Here is a 20931-nt window from a genome sequence, read left to right as displayed (position 1 = left end):
CCAAAGTCAGCCGGTTCTAAAATCCGGGCATCCTCGGCGGCGCCGTCTTCCACATCAGCTCGATCTCTTCGGCAGTGAGCTCATAGGCGTGATTTACCAACTCAGCGATGCACTTCTCCCCTGCCTGTAGCTGGACCTTGCGGCTCCGTGCCGGCGCGGCATACTGTGCATGGACTCCCGCAAGCTCCGCTAACGCCTTCGGCGTCAAGCGCGCAGTCCCCTTGGGCCGACGCTTGCGCACCTCCGTAGTGAAGTCGTCAGCGGTCAGGTTGGCGTAATCGGTGAGCCTCTGGCCTGGCTTCTCGATCTCGAACTCAACGCGAAGCCAGCCGAGTAGCTCGCGCGAGGCGGTCTGTGCCTGTTGGGTCAGTTCCAGGGCCTCTGCGACATGCTGCTCGACCTCGGTGCGGATTTCGGGCGTCGGCTCGGCGATCGGCAGGGAAACGGTAAGTGTGCTGAATAAACGCAGTGCTTCATCTTTTCCGTGTTGGGCGTTGCGCCAAAGAAACGCCCACATGAGGGGCGAGTTCAGGACGCCGAGCACGTAAAGGTCATCCGTCGACCACAGGTAGGAGGTGTTCACGAAGAATGACGTTTCCTTCGAGAACGCGAACTGCGCTCGCCATGCGATATCGGTATGCACGATCTTCGGGTGATCGAAGACGGCGTAGTAGTCGCAAGAACGCAGTTCCCACCAGAACCTCCCCTTGTCCTGACGCTTCATCAGCCTCGCCTGCAGCGGCTTCATCTGTGCATGCAGGCTCGGGTAGGTCCGAGCAAAGGCCGCCTCGGCATCGTCGCCAGCATGGCTCCAGGGCCATACATGATCGCCGCTGGACTTAAGCACGATCATCCACAAACCCTGCCAATCAGGCCCCCAGCGCTTGATGTCTTGTCCTCGCAGGTACGGCTTGATGATCTCCGCGCAGCCGGGATCATCCCGAATCAGCGCGGTTCGGGTGCTGTCATCGATCAGGAAGGCCTCGTTGAAACCGGTCTTGATGCCATAGACGGGCTTCACCCCCAAGAACTCCGCCAACGGCACCCCGTGATCACGGATACGCTGCATCAGCGTATCGACCTCCGGCGGCTCCAGGCTCCAAGGCTCAGCGCTGTAGCGGCTCCAGGGCACCGGATAGGCGTGCTCGTGGACGTAGTTGTCGAGCGACAGCTCAGCCGACCGGTCTCGGGGCACGATGCAGACGCTGACCATCGGTGTTGCTTCGGCCTTGTCTGTGGGTGCTAGCGTTGCTGCCGCTCCTGCCGCTTCTGCTCCTATCGCTTCTGCTCCTATCGCTGTTGCTCCTGTCGCTCCTGTCGCTCCTGTTGCTGCTGTTGCTGCTGTTGCTGCTGTTGCTGCTGTTGCTGCTGTTGCTGCCGTCGCTGAAGCTGTCGCTGCTGCGGTCGTGGTGTCGTCGGTCACGGTCGCAGCATCCACTCGCCGCTGAGCAACAATGATGCAGGGGAAGGTATCCGCATCCTCGAAGATCGGTGCATGGCCGAAGTCGAGGATCTCCTCAAGCCGAGCCTGCTCGCTGAACAGTCGCCGCAACGGCTCGCCATAGCCGGCGCGCATCCACTTGTTGGTGACGATGTAGGAGAGCTTGCCGTTCGCGGCAAGCAGGTTCAGCCTGCGCTCGTAGAAGTAGACATACAGATCGGCGACACCGCTGTAGCTGGCGTAGCACTGCGCCAGATAGAGCTTCAACGGCCCCAGGGCCTCCTGCCGCACATAGGGCGGATTGCCGATCACCACATCGAAACCGCCGCGAGCGAAGACCTCGGGGAAGGCCGCCTGCCAATCGAACGCACGACTATCCTCCGGCAGCTGCGCGAAGGCCTCACGCAAGACATCAGACGCATCCTCGCCGAGCGGCTCCACCAAGGAATTGCCGCAACGGATGTTGGCATCCAGGTTGTTCAGCGGCTTGTCGCGCTGGGCGGTCTTGAGCCAGAGCGAGAGCTTCGTGATCTCGACCGACTCCGGGTTCAGATCCACCCCAAACAAGTTCTGCTGCAGGATCTGTCGGGTGAGATCGAACAACCCCAGCTGCTGCGGTGAGCCAGTCAGTGCCGCGATCTCGGCATTGACGCGCTCGTACTCGGCGAGCAGGTAATCGAAGGCCGCGACCAGGAAGGCGCCGGAGCCACAGGCCGGATCGAGGATCTTGATGTGCTTGAGGACCTCGAGGTAGTCGAGCAGCACCTTCAGCCGTGTCTCATTCGCCATCGGTCCCGGCTTGCCGGTGCGATGCTTGGCCTCGAGCTCGGCCCAACGTTCTTTCAGCCAGCCGCCGATAGTGCGCTCGACCATGAAGCGGGTGATCAGCTCCGGGGTGTAGAAGATGCCGTCGCGCTTGCGCCTTGAGCGCTGCGGGTCGGTTCGGGTCTGATCAGGCTCGCCACGGATGCTGGCGCGGATCAGCTCCAGATCGGTGATCGACTGCTCAAAGATGTGGCCGAGGATGTTGACGTTGAGATCGGTCTCGAAGTCATAGCCGGCCAGGGCGGCAATCCCGTCGAGACTGGCCGCGGAGACCGACAACGCCTCCAGCTCGGGATCATGGGCGAACAGACCGCCGTTGTAGGCATTGATCTGCATCGGCGGATGGCCCTTGTCCACCGCTTTGAACAGCCCGCAGAGCTGCTGCCAGCGCGAGACCTGCACGAAACCCTCAGACTTGGCATTGAGCGCTTGGGTCAAGACCTTGGCCGGCAACAGCCGGGTGTCTTCGCAGAAGCAGATGAACAGGCAGCGATCGAGGATCTTCTGGGCGTGCTCGAGCAGCCGCTCGAGATGCTGATCCTGGGCTCGGCCGGTTGGCGCTGGATTGTCCGCCCGCAGCTGATCGAACAAGGTCAGGCGCAGATCGCGATAGAAGGCGTAGAACGCCTTGGTGATTTGTTCTTCTTCGACATGCGTCTGTGTGGCCAGGCGCTCGACGGCACTCTCGCTGTCCGGCTGCGGGCCGAGCAAGGTCGCTTGCCCCAACAGGAAACAGAAGACGCGCAGCCGATCAGGATCGGCGAGATCGGCGATCGAGAAACGCTGGTAGTAGCCTTGCCCGCGATCGGTGCGATACAGGCGCAGCTCCAGATAATTGCTGACGATGACCCAGCGGCAGCCATCCACCTTGGCCGAGTAGCCAAACGCCTGCTCGACAGGGGTCAGGCGCCCATAGGCGACGCCTTGCTTGGCATCCAGATCAGCACCAGGTGACTTCAGCTCGACGACAGCGCGGGTACGGTCGATTCCCGCGCCATACCAACCGAGCCGGGCATCCGGTGGCCGATAGCCCTTGACCGCCTTGGAGCTGGTCTCGGGCTCGAGATGATGGATGTCGTCGGCGCTGACGATCTGGGCGTAGCCGAGCAGGCCGCCGAAGACCTCGGTCAGGAACTGCCCTTGGAGCTGCTTTTCCTTGCTGGCGCTGAGGGCGCCGCTGCCGGCGCTATCGGCCCAGCGCTGGGCGATCTCGGTCTGAGCGAGGCCGCACTCGATGTGAGCGGCTTCGAGTGCTTCACTGAGCAAGCGGGCGTTGAACAGGGGCTTGAAGTGGTTCCTGGCTAGCATCATGGAATCCTTATTGTGTGGTCGCCTTGCGCTCAGTGTACGAGCCTTCTTCTGTCGCCTGCAGCTCAATCGGCTTCGTCCCCGACAGATCGGACGACGAAGGCCTCGCAATCCGTTGCACGTCGTTCCTAGCCTGTTGTAGTTAAATATGACTATAGTAAGACAGGAGGGAAGGCATGACTAACACAACACGGCCAATCTCATGGATCAAAGCCGCCCAAAAAGACTTCCAGAAATTCCCTGAGCCGGTTCGGCTTGACGGTCTTCGGGGGCTGACAATCGCCGCCGCGGGACGCAAGGCTGACCATGTAAAACCCTTGCAGGGCTTTGATGACAACGTGCTGGAGATCGTGCTGCGGCACCGCGGAGATGCCTACCGAGTGATCTATGCCGTGCAGATCGGCGAGGACATCTGGGTGCTGCATGCGTTCAAGAAGAAATCCAAGACCGGTATCAAGACCCCAAAGCACGAGATTGACCTTGTGCATGACAGGATCATACGACTAAAAGAGGCGCTGAAATGACAGATGAACCCATCGAGCTCATCCGGGGGAGCGGCAATGTCTTTGCCGACTTCGAACACCCCAACGCGAGCGCAGAACAGCTGAAGGCTAAGTTGGCCGCCGAGATCATCGGCGTCTTAGACGATCGCTCGCTCACCGTCCGTCAGGCGGAAGCACTCACGAGCATTGCAGCCGCCGACTTCTCCCGTATTCGCCACGCCAAACTCGACCGCTTCACCATCGATCGGCTGATGCGAATCCTCGACCAGCTCGACCAAGACGTGCGGGTTCGGATCGAGGTGCGGCCTCGTCAACCCGTTGCCGACATGCACATTCATCGGCCTGCGTCAGCGTGATCAACGAGGGTATAAAGGCCGTCTACAAGGACTACCCAAGGCACCTCTGGGAGGATGATTGGTGGTTTTAGGCCAACGTCCGCCCGGTCAACAGCCGATAGACATCAAAACCCGCCTCGCGCTCGCGACAGCGCAGGATGGCCGCCCGACCCGGCGTGCTTGGATCGGGCTGCACCTTGACGCCCATTGATTCCGCTGAATCCAGTTTCTCCTCACTGAGATCGGCATCACCAAACACGGAGAAGACATACCCCCCCGGAATCGGCGGTGGCGGGCTGAACTCCTCGCCATCGACCAGGGCAACCCAAGCCGGGATGAACGCCGATCCATAGAAATCGAAGAAGCCGTTGGAGCCGCGCAGATGGGCCTCGATCGGCCGACCGCCGATCAGCTCGATATTGCAGAGGCCGGTGTAGCCCGCTAGGTTTCGGCGCACCCAAGCGCTGAGCCACTCCTCGGCGTCTGGAAGGTCGGCACCGATCTCCCAATAGATCGGGCGCGAGGCATCTTTCTCGTCCGAGCCTCGGGTATGCGCAAACCACTGCGGCTCGCCACCTTGGACCAGGCAATCACTGCTGCTGTGTGTTCCTGTTAGCCGCTCTGACCAATAGCTTCCCGGCTCCATCGGCACCTGGTCGGCGCGCACCGAGCGCGCACTCAGCCCCATCCCGGCGAGGTTGGTGATCGGCTTCACGAACACCTCGGCATCCTCGGCCATGCCCAGATCCATTGGACTGACGCCACAGGGCGCGGCGGTGAGTCCGGCATCGAGCGCGAGGCGCAGCTTGTCGTAGATATGTCGATGCGCCGGATTCAGCCGCCAGGCGGCCGCGTCACTCACGGGCAGATCGCAACGCGGCTCGGGCTTGAAGAGCGGTTTGCGCTCGGGAAGAACGCCGATGAAGGGCATAAGCAGTTTTCTCGTTTCGACCTGTTCGACGGAAAATGATTGAATACGCTAGCGTTCAGCTTCTCGGACTTGGCCTTTAAGTTGAATGATTTGCTCAAGAACCTGACAGGCTTCAGAGAAGCGCGCTTTGTCCATTTTGTGCAACGGATGCGGTTTGGCATTGCGCACGCGCCAATCGAAGGACTTGGGTTGATGGCACAGCACATAGCTGGTCTTGCCGTCTACCTCGCCCACCGCAACGGCGAAGGGGTTGTCGGCATTATAGTCAGCGGTCGTCATCGGCAGACCAATCACCAGCGAGGTTTTAGCATTAAAGTTCTGCGGCGATAACACAAGCAATGGATGGATATCACGCATCTCGCGGCCTGCCTGCGGGTTGCAATCAATCCAGATGATGTCCTGACGAGCCGGTACCCAGTCTTGCGCTTTCCTTACCACTGTTCTGCGCCGACTGCCGTGGTCTGCATCACTTCACCGCCGTGCCGCGCCGGATCAAAACGTTCCAGACGCTGCTCCAGCGTGAGCTGCTCGTTGTCCAGTGGCGTGATAATCACACGGCCATTGTCGACCTCAATGCGAACCCGCTGATCAGCCTGCAGGTTTGCCTCGCGCGCGATGCCCACCGGAAGGCGCACCCCAAGGTTATTGCCCCAGCGCTTGATATCGAGAACCGCGTTTGTCATGGGAGGTCTCTCCGACAACGTTTAAACTTTGTCTAAACATTACCGCATCTCAGGTCAACAGAACAAGGCTCTTCTCGGCAGAAGATAAAACGCTCGCTCAGCTGGGTGCCTTTCAAGCCAACACGCAGCGGTTACGCCCGAGCGACTTGGCCCGATACATGGCCTGGTCAGCCTCGGCAAGCAGACGCTCCACCGTCTGTGTCGGCGCCAGGCTCGCGATGCCGATGCTGAGAGTAACCTGACCAACGGACTCGAGCTGTAGCTGCTCTACCTGCACTCGAATCCGTTCCGCCAAGGAGCGCGCGTCCTCACCAGTCGTCTCTGAGCAGAGGATCAGGAACTCCTCACCGCCCCAGCGGCCGAGCCGATCATGCGCCCGTAGCATGGCGCCAAGCTCGCGGGCAAGGCGCACCAGCACGACATCGCCGACCTCATGCCCATGGCGATCATTGATCTCCTTGAAGTGGTCAAGATCAAGATACATCAGTGAGAGAGGACGACTGTAACGCTGGCTACGCTTCACTTCATCCTCGAGCAATTGCTCCAGGGCACGGCGATTGAGCACTCCGGTGAGCCGGTCGGTATGCGCCAGCCGCTCGAGCTGTCGGTTGCTCTCTTCCAGCGCGGAAGTGCGCTCGGCGACCTTCGACTCCAATGCTTCATTCAAGGCCTGATAACGCGCTAACAGGTCATGAATCTCGGCATTCGCATCGCGAAAGCGGGCTGCCGCCATCGCCAGTTCGCCGATCTCGTCGTTATGCGGGCTTTGGATGCGGATCTGCGCGCGGGAGCCGGCAGCGAGATCGTTGAAGGTCTGTGTCAGCGCCCTGAGCTGGTGGGTCACGCTCGTCGCCATGGCTCGGCCGAGGGCAAACACGGCAAGACTCCCAAACAGCAGCAACAGGATGAGCGCAGAGGCAAACCCAAACAGCTTAGAGTCGGTACCGCGGTGCGCGTCGACCAGCGCCGTTTCGATCTGTTGCTCGAGCTGACCGGCGATGACCTGCATCTCATGCGCATCCGCCGCCATGACGACATTCACCAGAAACAGATAGCCGCGGGCCCGCTGCAACAAGGCGCCCCAAACGCGCTCCATCTGCTCCAACGCGGTCCGAATAGCGGCGACCGAGGCTTCGGGTACGGATGGCGAGAGCCGGGCAAGGTGGCCACGCTCACACTCGAAGTCGATGGCCAAGCTGCTATAGGGCTGTAGATTCGCACTGTAGAGCAGCGCATCGGTCGCCTCTTCGACGGCAAGCAAGTGGCGCTGAATCGCCCGCAGGTTGAGGGCATCGAGCGCTCGCGCCGAGTCGGCCTGAGCCCCTGGCGACTCAGGTTGCACAAGCGTCGGCAGTTCCTGCCGCACAAAGACAAGATTAGGCGTAAAGCGCTGATCGATGATCGAGTTCAAGACACTGCGCTGGGCAACGGCATCGGTGAAGGCCTTGTAGAATCGATCCAACCCCTCTAGCAACGCCTCAATTCGCCCTTCTGCGCTGGCGTCGACGCAGCGAGTCACAAGACAATCCGTCAGCGAGTCCCGGGTTGCTGAGTAAAGGCGACTGACCTGGGCCACCGCCGAGCCATGGTTGGCGGCGACGAAGCGATAGGCTGCAAACTGCATCCGGTCGACGTTGGTGCGGAAGCCGCGGACCGCATTCGAGGCGTCCGCCAACCGTACCAGCTCATCGGTCTGCGACCGCGTCATCTGCGCCATCCAGACGGCGCCAACGCCAAACAGCAGGGCGAGCAGCAGGGTCAGATAGACCGTGGCCGCAACCCGCTGGCGCAGCGGTAGCCAGCGCGCAGCGAGCGGTACCGAATTGCGCTCAGGCGAGGACAAGCTCGCTCCAACGGCGCACGCTCAGGTCATAGGTCGACATCACCGTATTCCAAACGGCGACGTGCGACCAGCGCTCGACGTATGAGCCGCCATGGCGCACCTCTCCGGGCTGCACCACGATGCGGCCATCGGTACCAGGCAACGGCCGTTGCGCCGGCTGCCCCGCGTACCAATAGCCCCATTCGTCGGCGCCGAGGAATGGCCGCGAGCGCTCTGGGTTGAAGATGTAGTAGCCCTGCCTGGCCATATAGGCACCGGCCCAGCCCGAGAGCCACCAGTTCATGTAGGCGTAAGCGGCCTCCTGGCACTCGTCAGTGCAGTTCCGCGACAAGCACATGACGCCGAACCAGGCGCGATATCCCTCGCGCGGCGCGGCGTAGACGCAGGGCACGCCAGCGGCGCGCACCATCAACGCCCCCGGCGAGAACATGCTCTCGAGACAGACATCGTCCGAGATCATCAGCTCGGCGGAATGCGGTATCGAGCGCCAGAAGGAGCGGAATTGGCCATCGAGCTTGTAGGCAATGGCGATCTTGAACAGCTCGTCGACCTCTTCCTCCGTCATCGCACCCAGATCGGCAAAATCCATTAGTCCGCGCGCGCGGGCGGCCAATGCCAAGTCGAAGATACCGATGCTCGGTGCGTTCACCAGAGCGACGCGCCCGGCGTAGGCGGGATCGAGCAGCCAACCCCAGCTGTCGCCGACATAGGGCTCAGCCTCAGGGATGACGCGACTGTTGTAGCCGAAGGCGTCCACATTATGCACGTAGGGCAAGTAGCTAATCTGTGCCTGCGGCGTTGGCCCCAGCGCGCCATCCGGCTGCACATAGAGGATCGTATTGGGCGGGTCGCCGGCACCGATCGGCGCCTCCTCGGTGATGCGGCCGGTCTTGCTCAGACGGTTGACCTCGTCCCAGTATGTCAGGCGGCTGACGTCGATGGGTTGGATGGTCCCGGCCTGCCAGAGCAAGCGCATGCTGTCAGACCATTGCTCATAGAGATCGAAGCTGTCTGGCTCAGTGGATGCCTGCAGTAGCACCTGCGAGCTGCCGCCTGGCAGCAGCTCGATGCGGAAGCCTAAGTCGCGCTCGGCCTGCTGCCGGATGGGCTCCTGCAGCGTGGCATGGGTGCCCAGGATACGCAGCGTCGGCCCGGCATTGCGTGCCTTGATGATGGCCGGAAACCCAGCTGCGACCGCTGCCGACGAAACCCCTTGTAAGAAACGCCGCCGTCCTCGGTTAATCACAGATCCAGTCTCCGATTGCTGTCTCACGCGCTGTCACCGCTTGCCGCTGTCGGTTGAAAACACTGACCGTGACCGGCCTTGGGCATCAGGCTGATCACTCGAGACCGCGGTCTGCGGAACCAGATCATCTGGGCTTGATGCAACCTAGGCTGGAAGCCACGACGACGCAGGTCTTGCAACCGGCTGATCGGGATGATTCAAGACGCCAACGTCCATCGAACCGAGCTGATGCTTCCCTAGACAAGTGCAGGCACTGCGCCATCAGCTGCGACTTCCTTGTCGCATCGCGTCACCCATCAAGCCGCTTCGCGCTCGACGCTCCGCAATGGCGTCACCTCACAGAGTAATGACTTGAACGGCGGGAAACCGCTGATCGGATCGAGTGCGGTATCATCGGTCAGTTCGTTGACGTTGGCATGGTTCCAACCGTGGGCGCAATGCGCGACGCCCGGCTTGATGCGATCCGTAATCCGCGCCGTGAAGCGCACGCTTCCGCGGCGCGTGGACACCATGACCTCATCGCCGTTGCTGATACCACGTTGGGCGGCATCCTCCGGATGCAGCTCGACCAGCGCATCCGGCATTGCCTTGCGCATCCGCTCCAGATACTGGTGCTGGGAATGCGTGGCATGCTTATGCCGCGCACCGCTGGTCAGCACCAATGGAAAATTGCGCGCCACATCCGGTGTTGAGAGCGGACTCTCGGCCGGCTCGCGCCAGATCGGCAGGCCATCGTAACCGGCATCGCGCAGCTCTTGTGAATCGAACTCGACCTTGCCGCTGAGGGTCTTGAAGCCATGCAGCCGGTATTGGCGATCGGCATCGAGGTAGCCATGCTCGACCAGATCATCAATGGTCTGCGCGTACACGGTGACGCCGTCCGGATTCGAATAGACCTCTTCGCGCACGTCGTCCGGGAACCCCGAGGCCGCTTCGGCCCAGCAGGCCGCGAGGTCGCCATTCCAGAACTGTTCCGCCATGCCAAGGCGCACGCCAAGCTCGAGCCAGACCTGGGCATCTGGTCGCGCCTCACCCTTGGGCGCAACGACGGGGTAGCGATAGCGCAGCTCGCCCTGGAAGGCGCAGCCGGGATAGGCGATCAGCGCCTCACGCTCGAGGTTGGTCGCGGCCGGCAGCACGATATCGGCCATGCGGGTAGCCGGATTGTGGAAGAAATCCGAGGCAGCGAAGAAGTCCAGCGCGCCTAATGCCTGTTCGACGCGCTTGGAATTGGCCCACATGGCGGTATTGATACCCATCGCCAGCAGGCTATGGATGCGCTGCGGCTTGCCGTCGAGGATGCAGTCAGGCAGCAGCATGCTCTGCGCCGCCGGCCAATGCCGGGTCCAGACCGGGAAGACCTCATCGCCGACGCGCGGCGGTAGGTCGTTGACGCAGTGATCGAACAGCTCGATCGGCTTCGGGTTGAGCTTATCGTTGAAGAAGCGGTTGCCGCCCTCGCGGTCGAGATTGCCGGTGACCGGCGAGAGCAGGATCACCGCGCGATGATTCTGGAAGCCATTGCTGTGCTGCACCGTCGCCGTTGGCGAGAGCATGATCTGCGCAGGGTGCAGGGTCGCAAACAACTCAGCGGCATGGCGCAGATCGGCGGCATCGATGCCACAGATCTCGGCGACGCGCTCGGGTGGGAACTCGGCGACATAGTCGCGGAAGGCCTCGACGCCGCTCGCCCATTCGTCCAGGAAGGCCTGATCCTGCCAGCCGTTGGCGAAGATCAGATGATGAAAACCGAGCGCCAGTGCGCCATCGGTGCCGGGGCGGATCTGTAAGAACACATCGGCCTGATCAGCCAGCGGCGTACGGCGCGGATCGACCACGATCATCGGTCGCCCCGGCTTGGCATGCGCCTGCGGATGCAGATGGAAGGGCGGGATCGAGCCGCGCGGATTGGTCGACCAGACCAGCAGGCATTTGGTCTTATAGGAGGCGACGGTGGAGGTGGTCTTGATCTTGGTGCCAAGGGTCACCTCCTCGGCGACCTTGGTCGCCGAGAAGCAGCAGCCGCTCTCGGTCATGTAGTTCGGCGAGCCGAAGGCATGCGCCAGGCGCTGGAGCTGCGGGCGCGCCTCCTTGGTGTAGCCGGCGAAGAAGGCGACTGCCGGTGCACCATGTTGGTCACGGGTCTGGCTCAGCCGCTCCGCGATGGTGCTGAGCGCCTCGTCCCAGCTGATACGCTCGAACTCGCCGCTGCCACGAGGTCCGACCCGCTTCAGCGGATACAGCAGGCGATCCGGATGATTGCGCCGATCTAGCTGCACATAACAGCGCGGGCAATCCGGCCCCTCGATCGATACCGGCTCGCCCTGCGCGTCGAGCGTCACATCGATCGCACAGTTGGCATCACATTCGTAACAGGTACTCTTGACGGTAGACATCGGCTCGACGGCCCTCGAAAAAGGTGTGTTCAGCTGCTGAATGCGCGTGCTGTGCCAGTTTTCAAGCTAGAAGCGGCAGATCGACCGCAGATGAACTGCTAATGAACCGCGCTTGGTGACATGCTCCGTGCTGTCCAGTAAGGCACACTGAAGCGGAATCGTCATGCGCTTGCAATGCGTTCGCGCACCGCTGGCTGCTCCGCTAGGCTCAAGCTCAAGCTCAAGCTCAAGCTCAAGCTCAAGCTCAAGCTCGCGAGTCATCTTCTCACCGCGTCAACAGCCAGCCCAGGCTAGCGCCTGATCTCGGTCGACCTGTGGTTTGTGATCGAATGCCCGAAAGGTCTGGTCTGGAAGACTCGGATTGGGCTGAAATCGCGCTAGAATGGCCTGCTTTCAAATCTCGACTGTTCACGCCGAGCCTCTTCACACGAAGCGCGCTCTTTGGCGCGGCATCGTTCACTCGCTATCGTCAGCTATCGTCACAGGCCCGAATGAGCAAACCACAGCTGAGCTACCAAGACGCGGGCGTCGACATCGATGCCGGCGAACGCCTGGTGCGGCAGATCGCACCCGCGGTCAAGACCACCCACCGGCCCGGCGTCCTCTCCGGACTCGGCGGCTTCGGCGGCCTGTTCGAGCTGCCGAGCGGCTATCGCGAGCCGGTGCTGGTGTCGGGCACCGATGGCGTCGGCACCAAGCTCAAGCTGGCCATCGAACTCGGCCAGCACGACAGTATCGGCATCGACTTAGTCGCCATGTGTGCCAACGACATCATCGTCTGCGGCGCCGAACCGCTGTACTTTCTCGACTACTACGCGACCAGCGCCCTCGATGTAGAAGTCGCAACCGCGGTCGTCAATGGCATCGCCGAAGGCTGTCGGCAAGCCGGGTGCGCACTCATCGGTGGCGAGACCGCAGAGATGCCCGGTCTCTACGCGCAGGGCGACTATGATCTGGCCGGCTTCTGCGTCGGCATCGTCGAGAAATCCGCCATCATCAGCCCGGAGCAGGTGCGGGTTGGCGATGCGCTGATCGCGCTGGCCTCATCCGGCCCGCACTCGAACGGCTACTCACTGATCCGCAAGGTGCTCGAGCTGAGCGCGATACCGCTTACAACGCCGCTCGAGACGCCCGCATCCTTGGCAAAGGCGCCCTCAGATCAAGTGTCCCCAGCACAGGTGTCCCCAGAACAGGCTTCCACAGCACAGGCGCCATCAGCTCAAGCGCCCTCAGCACTGCCGTCTTCTGCGCAACCCGCTTCGAGTTCGTCTTCCTCAGTACCCGGCGAGCGCAGCCTCGGCGAGCAGCTGCTGGCGCCGACCCGCATCTATGTCAAGCCAACACTCGCGCTAATCCAGGCGCTTGAGGTCCATGCCCTCGCCCACATCACCGGCGGCGGCATCACGGAGAACCTGCCGCGGGTGCTGCCCAAGGGCACCCAGGCGCTGATCGACCTCGACAGCTGGTCGCTGCCACCGATCTTCGGCTGGCTGCGCGAGCAGGGCAATATTGCCGATGCCGAGCTGCTGCGCACCTTCAACTGCGGCGTCGGCATGATCGCCTGCGTACCCGCCGAGCAGGCCGAGGCCGCTTGTGCCCAGCTCGCCGAGAGCGGCGAGCAGGCCTGGGTGATCGGTTCGATTCAGGCGAGCGAGGAAGCACGCGCGTCAGTGCATTACCGCGGATCACTGACCTGATCCATCACACGCCTTGAACAAGCCGCGGAAAATGAACGAAAACAACCCCAATACGGCCAAAGACGTTGTCGACGGCAGCCCGCCGCTGCGGCTGGCGGTGCTGATCTCGGGCAGCGGCAGCAACCTGCAGGCGTTGATCGATGCCAGCCAACAGGCTGATTCTCCCTTCGAGATCGCAGTGGTGATCAGCAACCGCGCCGACGCCTTCGGCTTGGAGCGCGCCCAGCGCGCGGGGATCGCAACGCAGGTGCTAAGCCATCGTGATTTCGATAGCCGCACTGCCTACGACACCGCGCTCGCCGAGCTGTTGCGCGCAGCGGACCCCGAGCTGATCGCTCTCGCCGGCTTCATGCGCATCCTGACACCGGGTTTTGTCGAGCAGTGGCAAGGCCGCCTGCTTAACATCCATCCCTCGCTGTTGCCGCGCTATCGCGGCCTGCACACCCACCAACGGGTGCTCGAGGCCGGCGATCCGGTGCACGGGGCCACGGTCCACTTCGTCACCGCTGAACTCGACGGTGGGCCTGCGATTGTGCAGGCACGGGTGCCGGTGCTGGCCGACGATGAGCCTGACCAGCTCGCGGCACGGGTACTGGAGCAGGAGCATCGCATCTACCCGCTCGCGGTGCGCTGGTTTGCCGAGGACCGACTCGTCCTTAGCAGCGATGGACGAACCCAGCTCGATGGCGAGCCGCTCGACAGCCCGGTGATCATCGATACCGCCCGCTGATCATCCATGCCAGCGCCTCGCCGTCGACAACCTCACACAGACCTCAGATGCCCCATCTGAATCTCAAGCACATGCGCTACTTCTGGGCCGTCGCCACGCACGGCTCGATCGCGCGCGCCGCTGAGATCCTGCATCTGACACCGCAGACCATCAGTGGTCAACTACGCGAGCTCGAAGAACAGGTCGGCGACAAACTCTTCGCCAAGTCGGGCCGTGGCTTGGCACTGACCGAGACCGGGCGGCTGGTCTTCTCCTACGCCGACGACATCTTCCGCCTTGGCGAAGAGCTCGAGGATGTGCTCGCCGGCCGCACGCCGACGGGCGGCCTCAGCCTCAACGTCGGCATCGCGATGGTCGTCCCCAAACTCCTGACGCATCGCGTCTTGGCGCCGGTCTTAGCGATGCCAGAACCGATTCGGCTGGTCTGCGCCGAGCGGCCACTCGTTGAACTACTCGCTGATCTCTCGGTGCATAAGCTCGACCTGGTGCTAGCCGACAGCCCCCTCAGCCCAGCGCTGAATATCCGGGCCTACAGCCATCCGCTTGGAGAGTCGGCAACCTCCTTTTTTGCCGCAACCGCAAAGGCCGAGGCACTCATGGCCGACTTTCCGGCCAGCTTGCACGGCGCACCGATGCTCATGCCGAGCAGCGCCAGCGCGCTGAGGCGGGCCCTCGAACTCTGGCTCGAGCACCAGCAGGTGCAGCCACGCGTTGTCGCCGAGATCGAAGATCGCGCCCTGATGAAGACCTTCGGCGAGGCCGGCGCCGGCATCTTCACCGCCCCACAATCCGTCGAAGCCGATGTGCTCGCCAAGTATCAGGTGCGCGTCATCGGGCGTGCACCCGAGCTGAAAGAGCGGCTCTTCGCGATCACCGCCGAGCGCCGCATCAAGCATCCGGCCGTCTCCCTGATCACCGAGGCAGCGCGCCGCGGTGACTTCAGTTGATAGCCCGTCGACAGCCAATTAACAGCAGCCAGCCAACCGCCAGCCAAGCGCAAAGCGCTAGAATCCTTAAGCTGACGGCCGCACTCTCTTTCGACAGACAGCCTGAACAGGCGACGCCCAAGACCTGAACACGAGGACGAGCCCATGACCTGGAACGAACCGATCACTGACGGCACCAAGCAGTGTCCACGCTGCGGTAACGATTTCGAATGCAAGGTGGACGATCTACGCAACTGCGACTGTGTCGCGGTCAAGGTCTCACTACCCGTACTGAAAACGCTGCAGGGCCGCTATGACGACTGCCTCTGCCCGAACTGTCTGCGCGAGATCGCCGACAGCGCGGAGACCAGCGCCGCCTGAGCACCGCTTGCCATCTGGGCATGCTGTCGTGATTCACGCTGATGACCGTTCGAAGCGGCTGGCCGTGTTTGCCTCGTTCTCCGGTCAGGGCGGCGTGGAACGGATGCTGGTGCACCTGATTCAGGGCTTCTGCGCGCAAGGCTATCAGGTTGATCTGTTGCTCGTGCGCACGCAGAGCGCTCACCTGAATGACCTGCCCGAGGGCGTACGCTGCATCCCGCTCGGCCCCCGTCACACCTGGCTGGCCAGCTTCGCACTGGCACGCTGGTTGCGCCGCGAGCGCCCGCCAGTCTTGCTGGCCGTCAAGGACCGCGCGGGTCGTGCTGCCGTCATCGCGCGCGCCCTCGCCGCCACCGACACGCGCTTGGTGCTTCGGCTCGGCACCAATCTGTCCGCAGCCCTGTCCAGCAGCAACCCGCTCAAGCGCTGGCTGCGGCTGCTGCCGATCCGTCGACTCTATCCAGCCATCGAGCAGATCGTCGCGGTTTCTGAAGGTGTTGCCGAGGATACCGCCATGATCGCTCGGCTCCCGCGCAGCCAGATCCGGGTGATCCGCAACCCGGTGATCACGCCGCGCCTGGCTGAGTTGGCAGCCGCGCCCTGCCCGCATCCCTGGCTGGCCGAGACCGCATCGATACCGGTCATCATCGGCGCCGGTCGCTTGCAGCGACAGAAGGACTTCCCGACGCTCTTGCGTGCCTTCAGCCGGGTCAAGCAGCAGCGCGCTTGCCGGCTATTGATCATCGGCGATGGCCGCGGCCGTGACAGCCTCGCGGCGCTCGCTAAGACCCTGGGCCTGCGGCTCGGCGCCGATGGCGATCTCGAGCTGCCCGGGTTTCAGACCAACCTCTATGCCTGGCTCGCACGCGCCGATCTGTTCGTGCTTTCGTCCGCCTGGGAAGGCTCGCCGAATGTGCTCACCGAAGCGCTGGCACTCGGCATCCCGGCCGTTGCGACCGACTGCCCAAGCGGCCCGCGCGAGCTGCTCGACGATGGCCGCTACGGCCCACTGGTCCCGGTTGGTGATAGCGAGGCGATGGCCAGCGCCATGCTGCAAACGCTAGACGAGCCGCTGCCCGCGAGCAGGCTGAAGCAGGCGGTCGTCGACTACAGGCAGGCGGCTAGCGCGCGTGCCTACCTCGATGCCATGGGAATCCAAGCCCCGCCATAGGCCATTCATCAGCCTCTCCTGAGTCGAGCTCGAGCGGCTGAACCAGCACCCAGGGCCGCACCACCACGGCCCAGACCAACGCATCGACCTCGATCCAGTGCCGTGCCACCGCATCACTGACGCGCTCAACCCCGCCCTGGATCGTCCAGCGCTGCACCTGCTCGGCGTCGTCGCGGTTGACCGCCAGCGCGACCTCGACTAAGTCGAGGCCGGTAGCGACATGGATGGCGCGGCCTTGGGCAAAGAACCGCTGTAGCTCTCGCCAAGGGATCTTGGCGGTCTCGCCGCCGAGCTTCGCCTTGGCGAGATCGATCACATCGGACTGTTCGGACTGCATCGGCGCGAGCCATCGACGACAAACGTGAACACCGCAGTTTGGCTGGCCGCAAGATCCTGTTGATCCTGCTCAACCTGCTCTGGGTAGCCCGAGCGTCTCAAGGATTCAGCCAGCGAGCGGCGGAATTCTTCTTGCAGCGTGCTGAGATAGGCCTGCAACGTATCACCCGGATCAACCTGTCTAGCCTGACTATCCATCGACTGTCCTGAACGCAAACTGTGAACTGGGTCACAGAAGTGTAGACCATTAGAGGCCGATACAGAATAGCGATCGAACCGCAGCCGCCGTCATCGAGCGTGCACTGGAGCGCAGCGCATCCGGAGCTGGCTTGTCATCGACCATGCGCCTCGTCCCGCAGAGCCCCGTCGCAGCGGTCATGGGATGGAGCGGTTGACGCTGGCTCGGCTTCGTCTGGGTGCGGATGCGGATGCGGATGCGGATGCGGATGCGGATGCGGATGCGCGTGGACCGGTAGCGCACTGAGATGATCCGGATCACTCGCCAAGCCCGGCGCATGCAGATGCAGATGCGCGTGTCGATGCTGGTGCGGATGCCGATGCAGCTCGGCCTCGACCAATCGGCCCTGTTGCAGCCACAGCGCTCGGGTGCTGAGACGCTCGAGCACGCGCTGGTCATGCGAGACGATCAACATGGCCTGCGGCAGTGCGTCCAGATGATCGAGCAGGCGTGCCTCGCTCCGGGTATCCAGCCCGCTGGTCGGCTCATCGAGCAGCAGCAGCTCGGGGTCCATGGCGAGCACCGTGGCCAAGGCCACCAACCGTTTCTCGCCGCCAGAGAGACGATGGGTGACCCGAGGACCATAGCCCTCGAGCCCGAGCGCGGCCAAGGTTCGCTCTGCCGCAGCGGCCGCTTCCGCCGGCGAGCGCCCGAGATTCAACGGCCCAAAGGCGACGTCATCGAGCACCGTCGGGCAAAACAGCTGATCATCGCTCTGCTGAAACACCAGCCCAACCTTGGCCCGTGCAACGCGGAAATCGGCCTCAGAGCGACAATCCCTGCCCAGCACCCGCACCTGACCGGCACTCGGCGCCAAGAGGCCGACGATCAGCTGCAATAGGGTGCTCTTGCCAGCGCCATTCGGCCCGATCAGCGCCACCCGCTCATGCCGGCCGATGCGCAGATCGATCTCGCGCAGGAGCGGCCTGGCTCCGTAGCCGAAGGTCAGCTCCTTCAGCTCAACCAGCGGCTCATCGCTCGCATTGGCCAGATCATCAGGGTCCATCGCAGGGCCTCCGGATAGGCTGTTTTCGCTATCCCTGTCAGTTCATGATTAGCAGCAGCTGTGGTCTTGTGGTCTAGCTTGAATCGACCAGCAGCAGGCCCGCGAGCAATGGCAATGCGCCGAACAAGAGCAGCGTATCGCCGCGCTGCCAGTGGAAGCGCTGCAGCAGCCGCAGCTGACCATCAAAGCCGCGGCAGCGCATGGCATCGGCAACCCGCTGGCCGCGCGCCAGGCTACGCACTAAGAGCATGCCGATCAGCCAGCCTAGCGCACGCCAGCTGTGTCGATCGCTGCGCGGCACGAAAGCGCGCGCCCGCATCGCCAGGCGCATGCGGCGATACTCAGCGCCGACCAGGTCGATCTGCCGCAGCGTCAGCAACAGCAGCTGGCAGAGTTTCGTCGACAGCCCAAGGCTCGCCAGCGCGTGCACCGTTGGGCCTGGGCCAATGGCGCCAACCAACCCGAACAGGACCAGCACCACGGCATTCGCCTTGAACAGGATCAGCAGCACCAGCGCGAGCCCTTCAGCACTGGCCGCGAACGACCCGAGCTGCAACAGCGGAGCGCCAGGCACCGAGAACGGCAGCGTCAACAGGAGCACCAGCATCAACAGCTCGAGCGGCAGCAGATAGCCTAGACGACGCACCGAGACACCGCCAAGCCAGGCAAGCAAAATCGCGCTGCACAGGGCCAAGAACGCCATGCTGAGCGATTGCAGCGAGACCACGGTGGTCGCGCACAGCGCCGCGATGATGACCCGAGCACGCGGATCGAATACGGCGAGCCGATCCGGTCGCTCATCGAAGGCCTGATCGAACAGGCCCAATTCGAGCTTACCTTGAATCACGCGGAATTCATCTCTGAGGTGACACCGCACCATGAGCGTTAGGGCCCGGCAGCTCAGCCATCGCTGTTGTCCTTGACGGAATGCCGCTGCTCGCGGCGCCGCGTCCACCAGAGGCCGAGTCCAGCCAGACCAGCAATGTAGCCCAGTCCACCCAACAGATCACGGAACGAGGCCTGTGCCTGCGCCTCAGCCAACGCCTCGCGCAGTGGGAGGATCTGGCGCGCCACCGCCTGCTCAACCGCGTGCCCAAGCGCCTGCTCAACTGCTTGCTCAAGCGACTGTTCAACTGCTTGCTCGAGCGCCTGCTCAAACCCGCGCTCAATCGCAACACTCAGCGTCAGATCGAGGTCTGCGCCCGCACGAATGCACGCCTCGTCATCTTGAAGCGATGACGCAGCAGGCGCTGGTGGCGCCGCTCGCATACGATCGGGGCTCTCAGCCTCGCTAGTGACGCTTACAGCAGGACTCGAGACGCCTGCAGCAGGAGCCGCCGCTGGCGTCGGCGTCACGTCATCGAACACCCCGACCAGCTCGGAGGCCGCGATCGGCCATTCAGCGCGGTGGCCGTCGCCCGACTTGGCGACCACGCGATAATCACCAACGGCAGACACCTGAGCACGAAACCGCCCGTCGTCATCCGAGCTCAGCTCAGCCACCTGTTTGCCATCGGCGTCCAACAGCTGGATCTCGATGCCAGACGCAGGATGCCCGCCAACGAAATAGGCTCGCCCCTGGATCTGGTTCCCATCGGCGCTGGCAAAGACCTGCAACCGATGGGCCTGCACAGGAGCACTGAGGCTCAACAAGATCAGGCCGCACAGCAGCATCCCGGCAACCCGAACAGGGCCCGACGCAGATGCTGACATCGGCGCCTGTCGCGGCAGCACCCCGGCAATCTGAGCGCGACACCAACCAGGGAGCTGGGCGCATTGATCGCCAAGAAGCGATGCAAACATCATGGGAGCCTCTCCAGGCCAGCTAATGGACATAGCGCGCCGCCTCCAGCCTCAGCAGCGCCGGCTCGACCCGCAGCAAGAAGCCGACCACGATGCCGGTCAGCAAGCCCTCGACCAAGGCCAAGGGCACGAAGGTGATGGCGATCACGCGCGCAGCCGGTGCAAACGGCTCACCACTCAGCAACAGACTTCCGGAGAGCATGACCGCGGTGAGCATCACGCCAAGCCCACCGGCAGCCACGCCAACCCAGAAGGCTTGACGACGCTGCCGCGGGCTGATGACGTCCTCCGCCACTGATACCGACGGAGTCTGTACAGCAACGCCCTCGCCCACATCGGGACCAGGGCCTGCGTCAACCGCAGCGGCTGAGTCGACTGAGCCGGCTGAGTCGACTGAGCCGGCTGAGTCGGCTGAAACAACTGGAGCGGCGACAGGAGCCGCATCTGCAGAACCGCTCGAGCCTTGCGGCGGCGCAGGGCTCAGCAGGCGTTGCAGCAGCGGCCGCAGCAGCAGCGCGACCGCAAGCGCAGGCAGCGCGAGATTCATGGTATTCACGCCCAACACCAACAGACCGCCAAAGCCGAAGAAGACCGCCTGCAACAACAGCGCGACAAAGATCGCGGGCAGCGCCGCCCAGCCCAGCAACAGCCCCATCAGCCCATTCAGCAACAGGTGCACACTGCTCGGGCCAAGCGGCACGCTGATCAGCGAGGAGACGAAAAAGGCGGCCGCCAGTACCGCCGCCTGCGGCAGATCAGCCTCACGCAGCTGCCGCAACGCGATCGCGAGCAGCCCCGTTGAGACCAGAGCGCCGGCAACCAGCACAGGGGCGGACAAAACACCGTCGGGGATATGAGCCATAAGTCGCAGCGATAAGCAGCAATGACCAAAAGATCATACCAGTTTCGAGCCAGCGCCTGTGGAACGAACCCACGCCGAAAAGCGCGATTGCCAGATTAGCCAGGGACGAAGGGATCGCAGTGACCAGAGCAGCGAGACGCGACTCCGGCAACCATTCAGGCTGGGTGTTGATCATTGACTCGGCTTGCTTGCCGGCCAAGTATTGCGCCAGTATTCCGGCTTGGGCACTGGACTTCGGCCAGCGGCAGCTGCCAAGGGCTCAGAATAACC

Annotated in this window: 20 protein-coding genes; 7 read left to right on the top strand and 13 right to left on the bottom strand. The window is 63.0% G+C overall.

The window, feature by feature from the left end; translation table 11 throughout:
• Positions 1–16: 16 nt before the first annotated feature.
• Positions 17–3574, bottom strand: a complete 3558-nt coding sequence (locus CKO42_RS27615; RefSeq protein WP_242479624.1) for an Eco57I restriction-modification methylase domain-containing protein — start codon at positions 3572–3574, stop codon at positions 17–19.
• Positions 3575–3750: 176 nt separating this feature from the next.
• Between CKO42_RS27615 and CKO42_RS22600 the strand changes: the two genes are divergently transcribed.
• Together CKO42_RS22600 and CKO42_RS22595 are read left to right on the top strand one after the other, a co-directional pair.
• Positions 3751–4098, top strand: coding sequence for a type II toxin-antitoxin system RelE/ParE family toxin (locus CKO42_RS22600; protein WP_200249408.1), 348 nt, complete (start codon positions 3751–3753; stop codon positions 4096–4098).
• Positions 4095–4433 carry a helix-turn-helix domain-containing protein gene (locus CKO42_RS22595; RefSeq protein ID WP_200249407.1) on the top strand — a complete coding sequence of 113 codons (339 nt, stop codon included), beginning with the start codon at positions 4095–4097 and terminating at the stop codon, positions 4431–4433. The genes CKO42_RS22600 and CKO42_RS22595 overlap by 4 nt, the downstream gene beginning before the upstream one ends.
• A 67-nt stretch (positions 4434–4500) precedes the next feature.
• Here the strand turns inward: CKO42_RS22595 and CKO42_RS22590 are convergent, their stop codons facing one another.
• From CKO42_RS22590 to CKO42_RS22565, 6 genes are all read right to left on the bottom strand, one after another.
• Complete coding sequence (locus CKO42_RS22590) at positions 4501–5343, bottom strand: mediator of RNA polymerase II transcription subunit 7 (protein ID WP_200249406.1); 843 nt, start codon at positions 5341–5343, stop codon at positions 4501–4503.
• A gap of 48 nt (positions 5344–5391) precedes the next feature.
• Positions 5392–5781, bottom strand: a complete 390-nt coding sequence (locus CKO42_RS22585) for a type II toxin-antitoxin system PemK/MazF family toxin (protein WP_200249405.1) — start codon at positions 5779–5781, stop codon at positions 5392–5394.
• A complete protein-coding gene (locus CKO42_RS22580; protein ID WP_200249401.1) occupies positions 5775–6026 on the bottom strand; it encodes an AbrB/MazE/SpoVT family DNA-binding domain-containing protein in 252 nt (83 codons plus the stop codon). Before CKO42_RS22580 ends, CKO42_RS22585 begins: the two co-directional genes overlap by 7 nt.
• A 112-nt stretch (positions 6027–6138) precedes the next feature.
• A complete protein-coding gene (locus CKO42_RS22575; protein WP_200249399.1) occupies positions 6139–7869 on the bottom strand; it encodes a diguanylate cyclase in 1731 nt (576 codons plus the stop codon).
• Positions 7856–9115, bottom strand: a complete 1260-nt coding sequence (locus CKO42_RS22570) for an extracellular solute-binding protein (protein WP_200249396.1) — start codon at positions 9113–9115, stop codon at positions 7856–7858. Before CKO42_RS22570 ends, CKO42_RS22575 begins: the two co-directional genes overlap by 14 nt.
• Before the next feature lie 296 nt (positions 9116–9411).
• On the bottom strand, positions 9412–11511 hold the full coding sequence (locus tag CKO42_RS22565) for a molybdopterin-containing oxidoreductase family protein (protein ID WP_200249395.1): 2100 nt from the start codon (positions 11509–11511) through the stop codon (positions 9412–9414).
• Positions 11512–12002: 491 nt separating this feature from the next.
• Between CKO42_RS22565 and purM the strand changes: the two genes are divergently transcribed.
• The 5 genes from purM (at position 12003) to CKO42_RS22540 (ending at position 16416) form a co-directional block, all read left to right on the top strand.
• Positions 12003–13208, top strand: a complete 1206-nt coding sequence (gene purM / locus CKO42_RS27610) for a phosphoribosylformylglycinamidine cyclo-ligase (protein WP_242479623.1) — start codon at positions 12003–12005, stop codon at positions 13206–13208.
• 31 nt (positions 13209–13239) lie between these two features.
• Positions 13240–13938, top strand: a complete 699-nt coding sequence (purN, locus tag CKO42_RS22555; protein WP_200249393.1) for a phosphoribosylglycinamide formyltransferase — start codon at positions 13240–13242, stop codon at positions 13936–13938.
• Positions 13939–13985: 47 nt separating this feature from the next.
• Complete coding sequence (nhaR, locus tag CKO42_RS22550) at positions 13986–14885, top strand: transcriptional activator NhaR (protein ID WP_200249390.1); 900 nt, start codon at positions 13986–13988, stop codon at positions 14883–14885.
• A gap of 144 nt (positions 14886–15029) precedes the next feature.
• Positions 15030–15245, top strand: coding sequence for a cysteine-rich CWC family protein (locus tag CKO42_RS22545; protein WP_200249384.1), 216 nt, complete (start codon positions 15030–15032; stop codon positions 15243–15245).
• 31 nt (positions 15246–15276) lie between these two features.
• Complete coding sequence (locus CKO42_RS22540; protein WP_420844342.1) at positions 15277–16416, top strand: glycosyltransferase; 1140 nt, start codon at positions 15277–15279, stop codon at positions 16414–16416.
• Here the strand turns inward: CKO42_RS22540 and CKO42_RS22535 are convergent.
• From CKO42_RS22535 to CKO42_RS28345, 6 genes are all read right to left on the bottom strand, one after another.
• A complete protein-coding gene (locus CKO42_RS22535; protein WP_200249381.1) occupies positions 16367–16753 on the bottom strand; it encodes a DUF2288 domain-containing protein in 387 nt (128 codons plus the stop codon). The two genes, CKO42_RS22540 and CKO42_RS22535, sit on opposite strands and share 50 nt — an antisense overlap.
• Entirely contained in the window at positions 16729–16950 is a 222-nt protein-coding gene (locus tag CKO42_RS22530) for a hypothetical protein (protein WP_200249378.1), read from the bottom strand. The genes CKO42_RS22535 and CKO42_RS22530 overlap by 25 nt, the downstream gene beginning before the upstream one ends.
• A 134-nt stretch (positions 16951–17084) precedes the next feature.
• A complete protein-coding gene (locus tag CKO42_RS22525) occupies positions 17085–17996 on the bottom strand; it encodes an energy-coupling factor ABC transporter ATP-binding protein (RefSeq protein ID WP_200249376.1) in 912 nt (303 codons plus the stop codon).
• A 73-nt stretch (positions 17997–18069) separates the two neighbouring features.
• Entirely contained in the window at positions 18070–18843 is a 774-nt protein-coding gene (cbiQ, locus tag CKO42_RS22520; protein WP_338034985.1) for a cobalt ECF transporter T component CbiQ, read from the bottom strand.
• Positions 18844–18896: 53 nt separating this feature from the next.
• Positions 18897–19802: a peptidase associated/transthyretin-like domain-containing protein gene (locus CKO42_RS22515; RefSeq protein WP_207148805.1), complete on the bottom strand. Its 906-nt coding sequence runs from the start codon at positions 19800–19802 to the stop codon at positions 18897–18899.
• A 19-nt stretch (positions 19803–19821) separates the two neighbouring features.
• Positions 19822–20661 (bottom strand): energy-coupling factor ABC transporter permease, encoded by an 840-nt coding sequence (locus tag CKO42_RS28345; protein ID WP_338034984.1) that lies wholly within the window; start codon positions 20659–20661, stop codon positions 19822–19824.
• Between the last annotated feature and the right edge of the window lie 270 nt (positions 20662–20931).

The sequence above is a fragment of the Lamprobacter modestohalophilus genome, assembly GCF_016583905.1.
Taxonomy (GTDB): domain Bacteria; phylum Pseudomonadota; class Gammaproteobacteria; order Chromatiales; family Chromatiaceae; genus Lamprobacter; species Lamprobacter modestohalophilus.
This window is presented reverse-complemented; position numbering and strand designations above follow the sequence as displayed.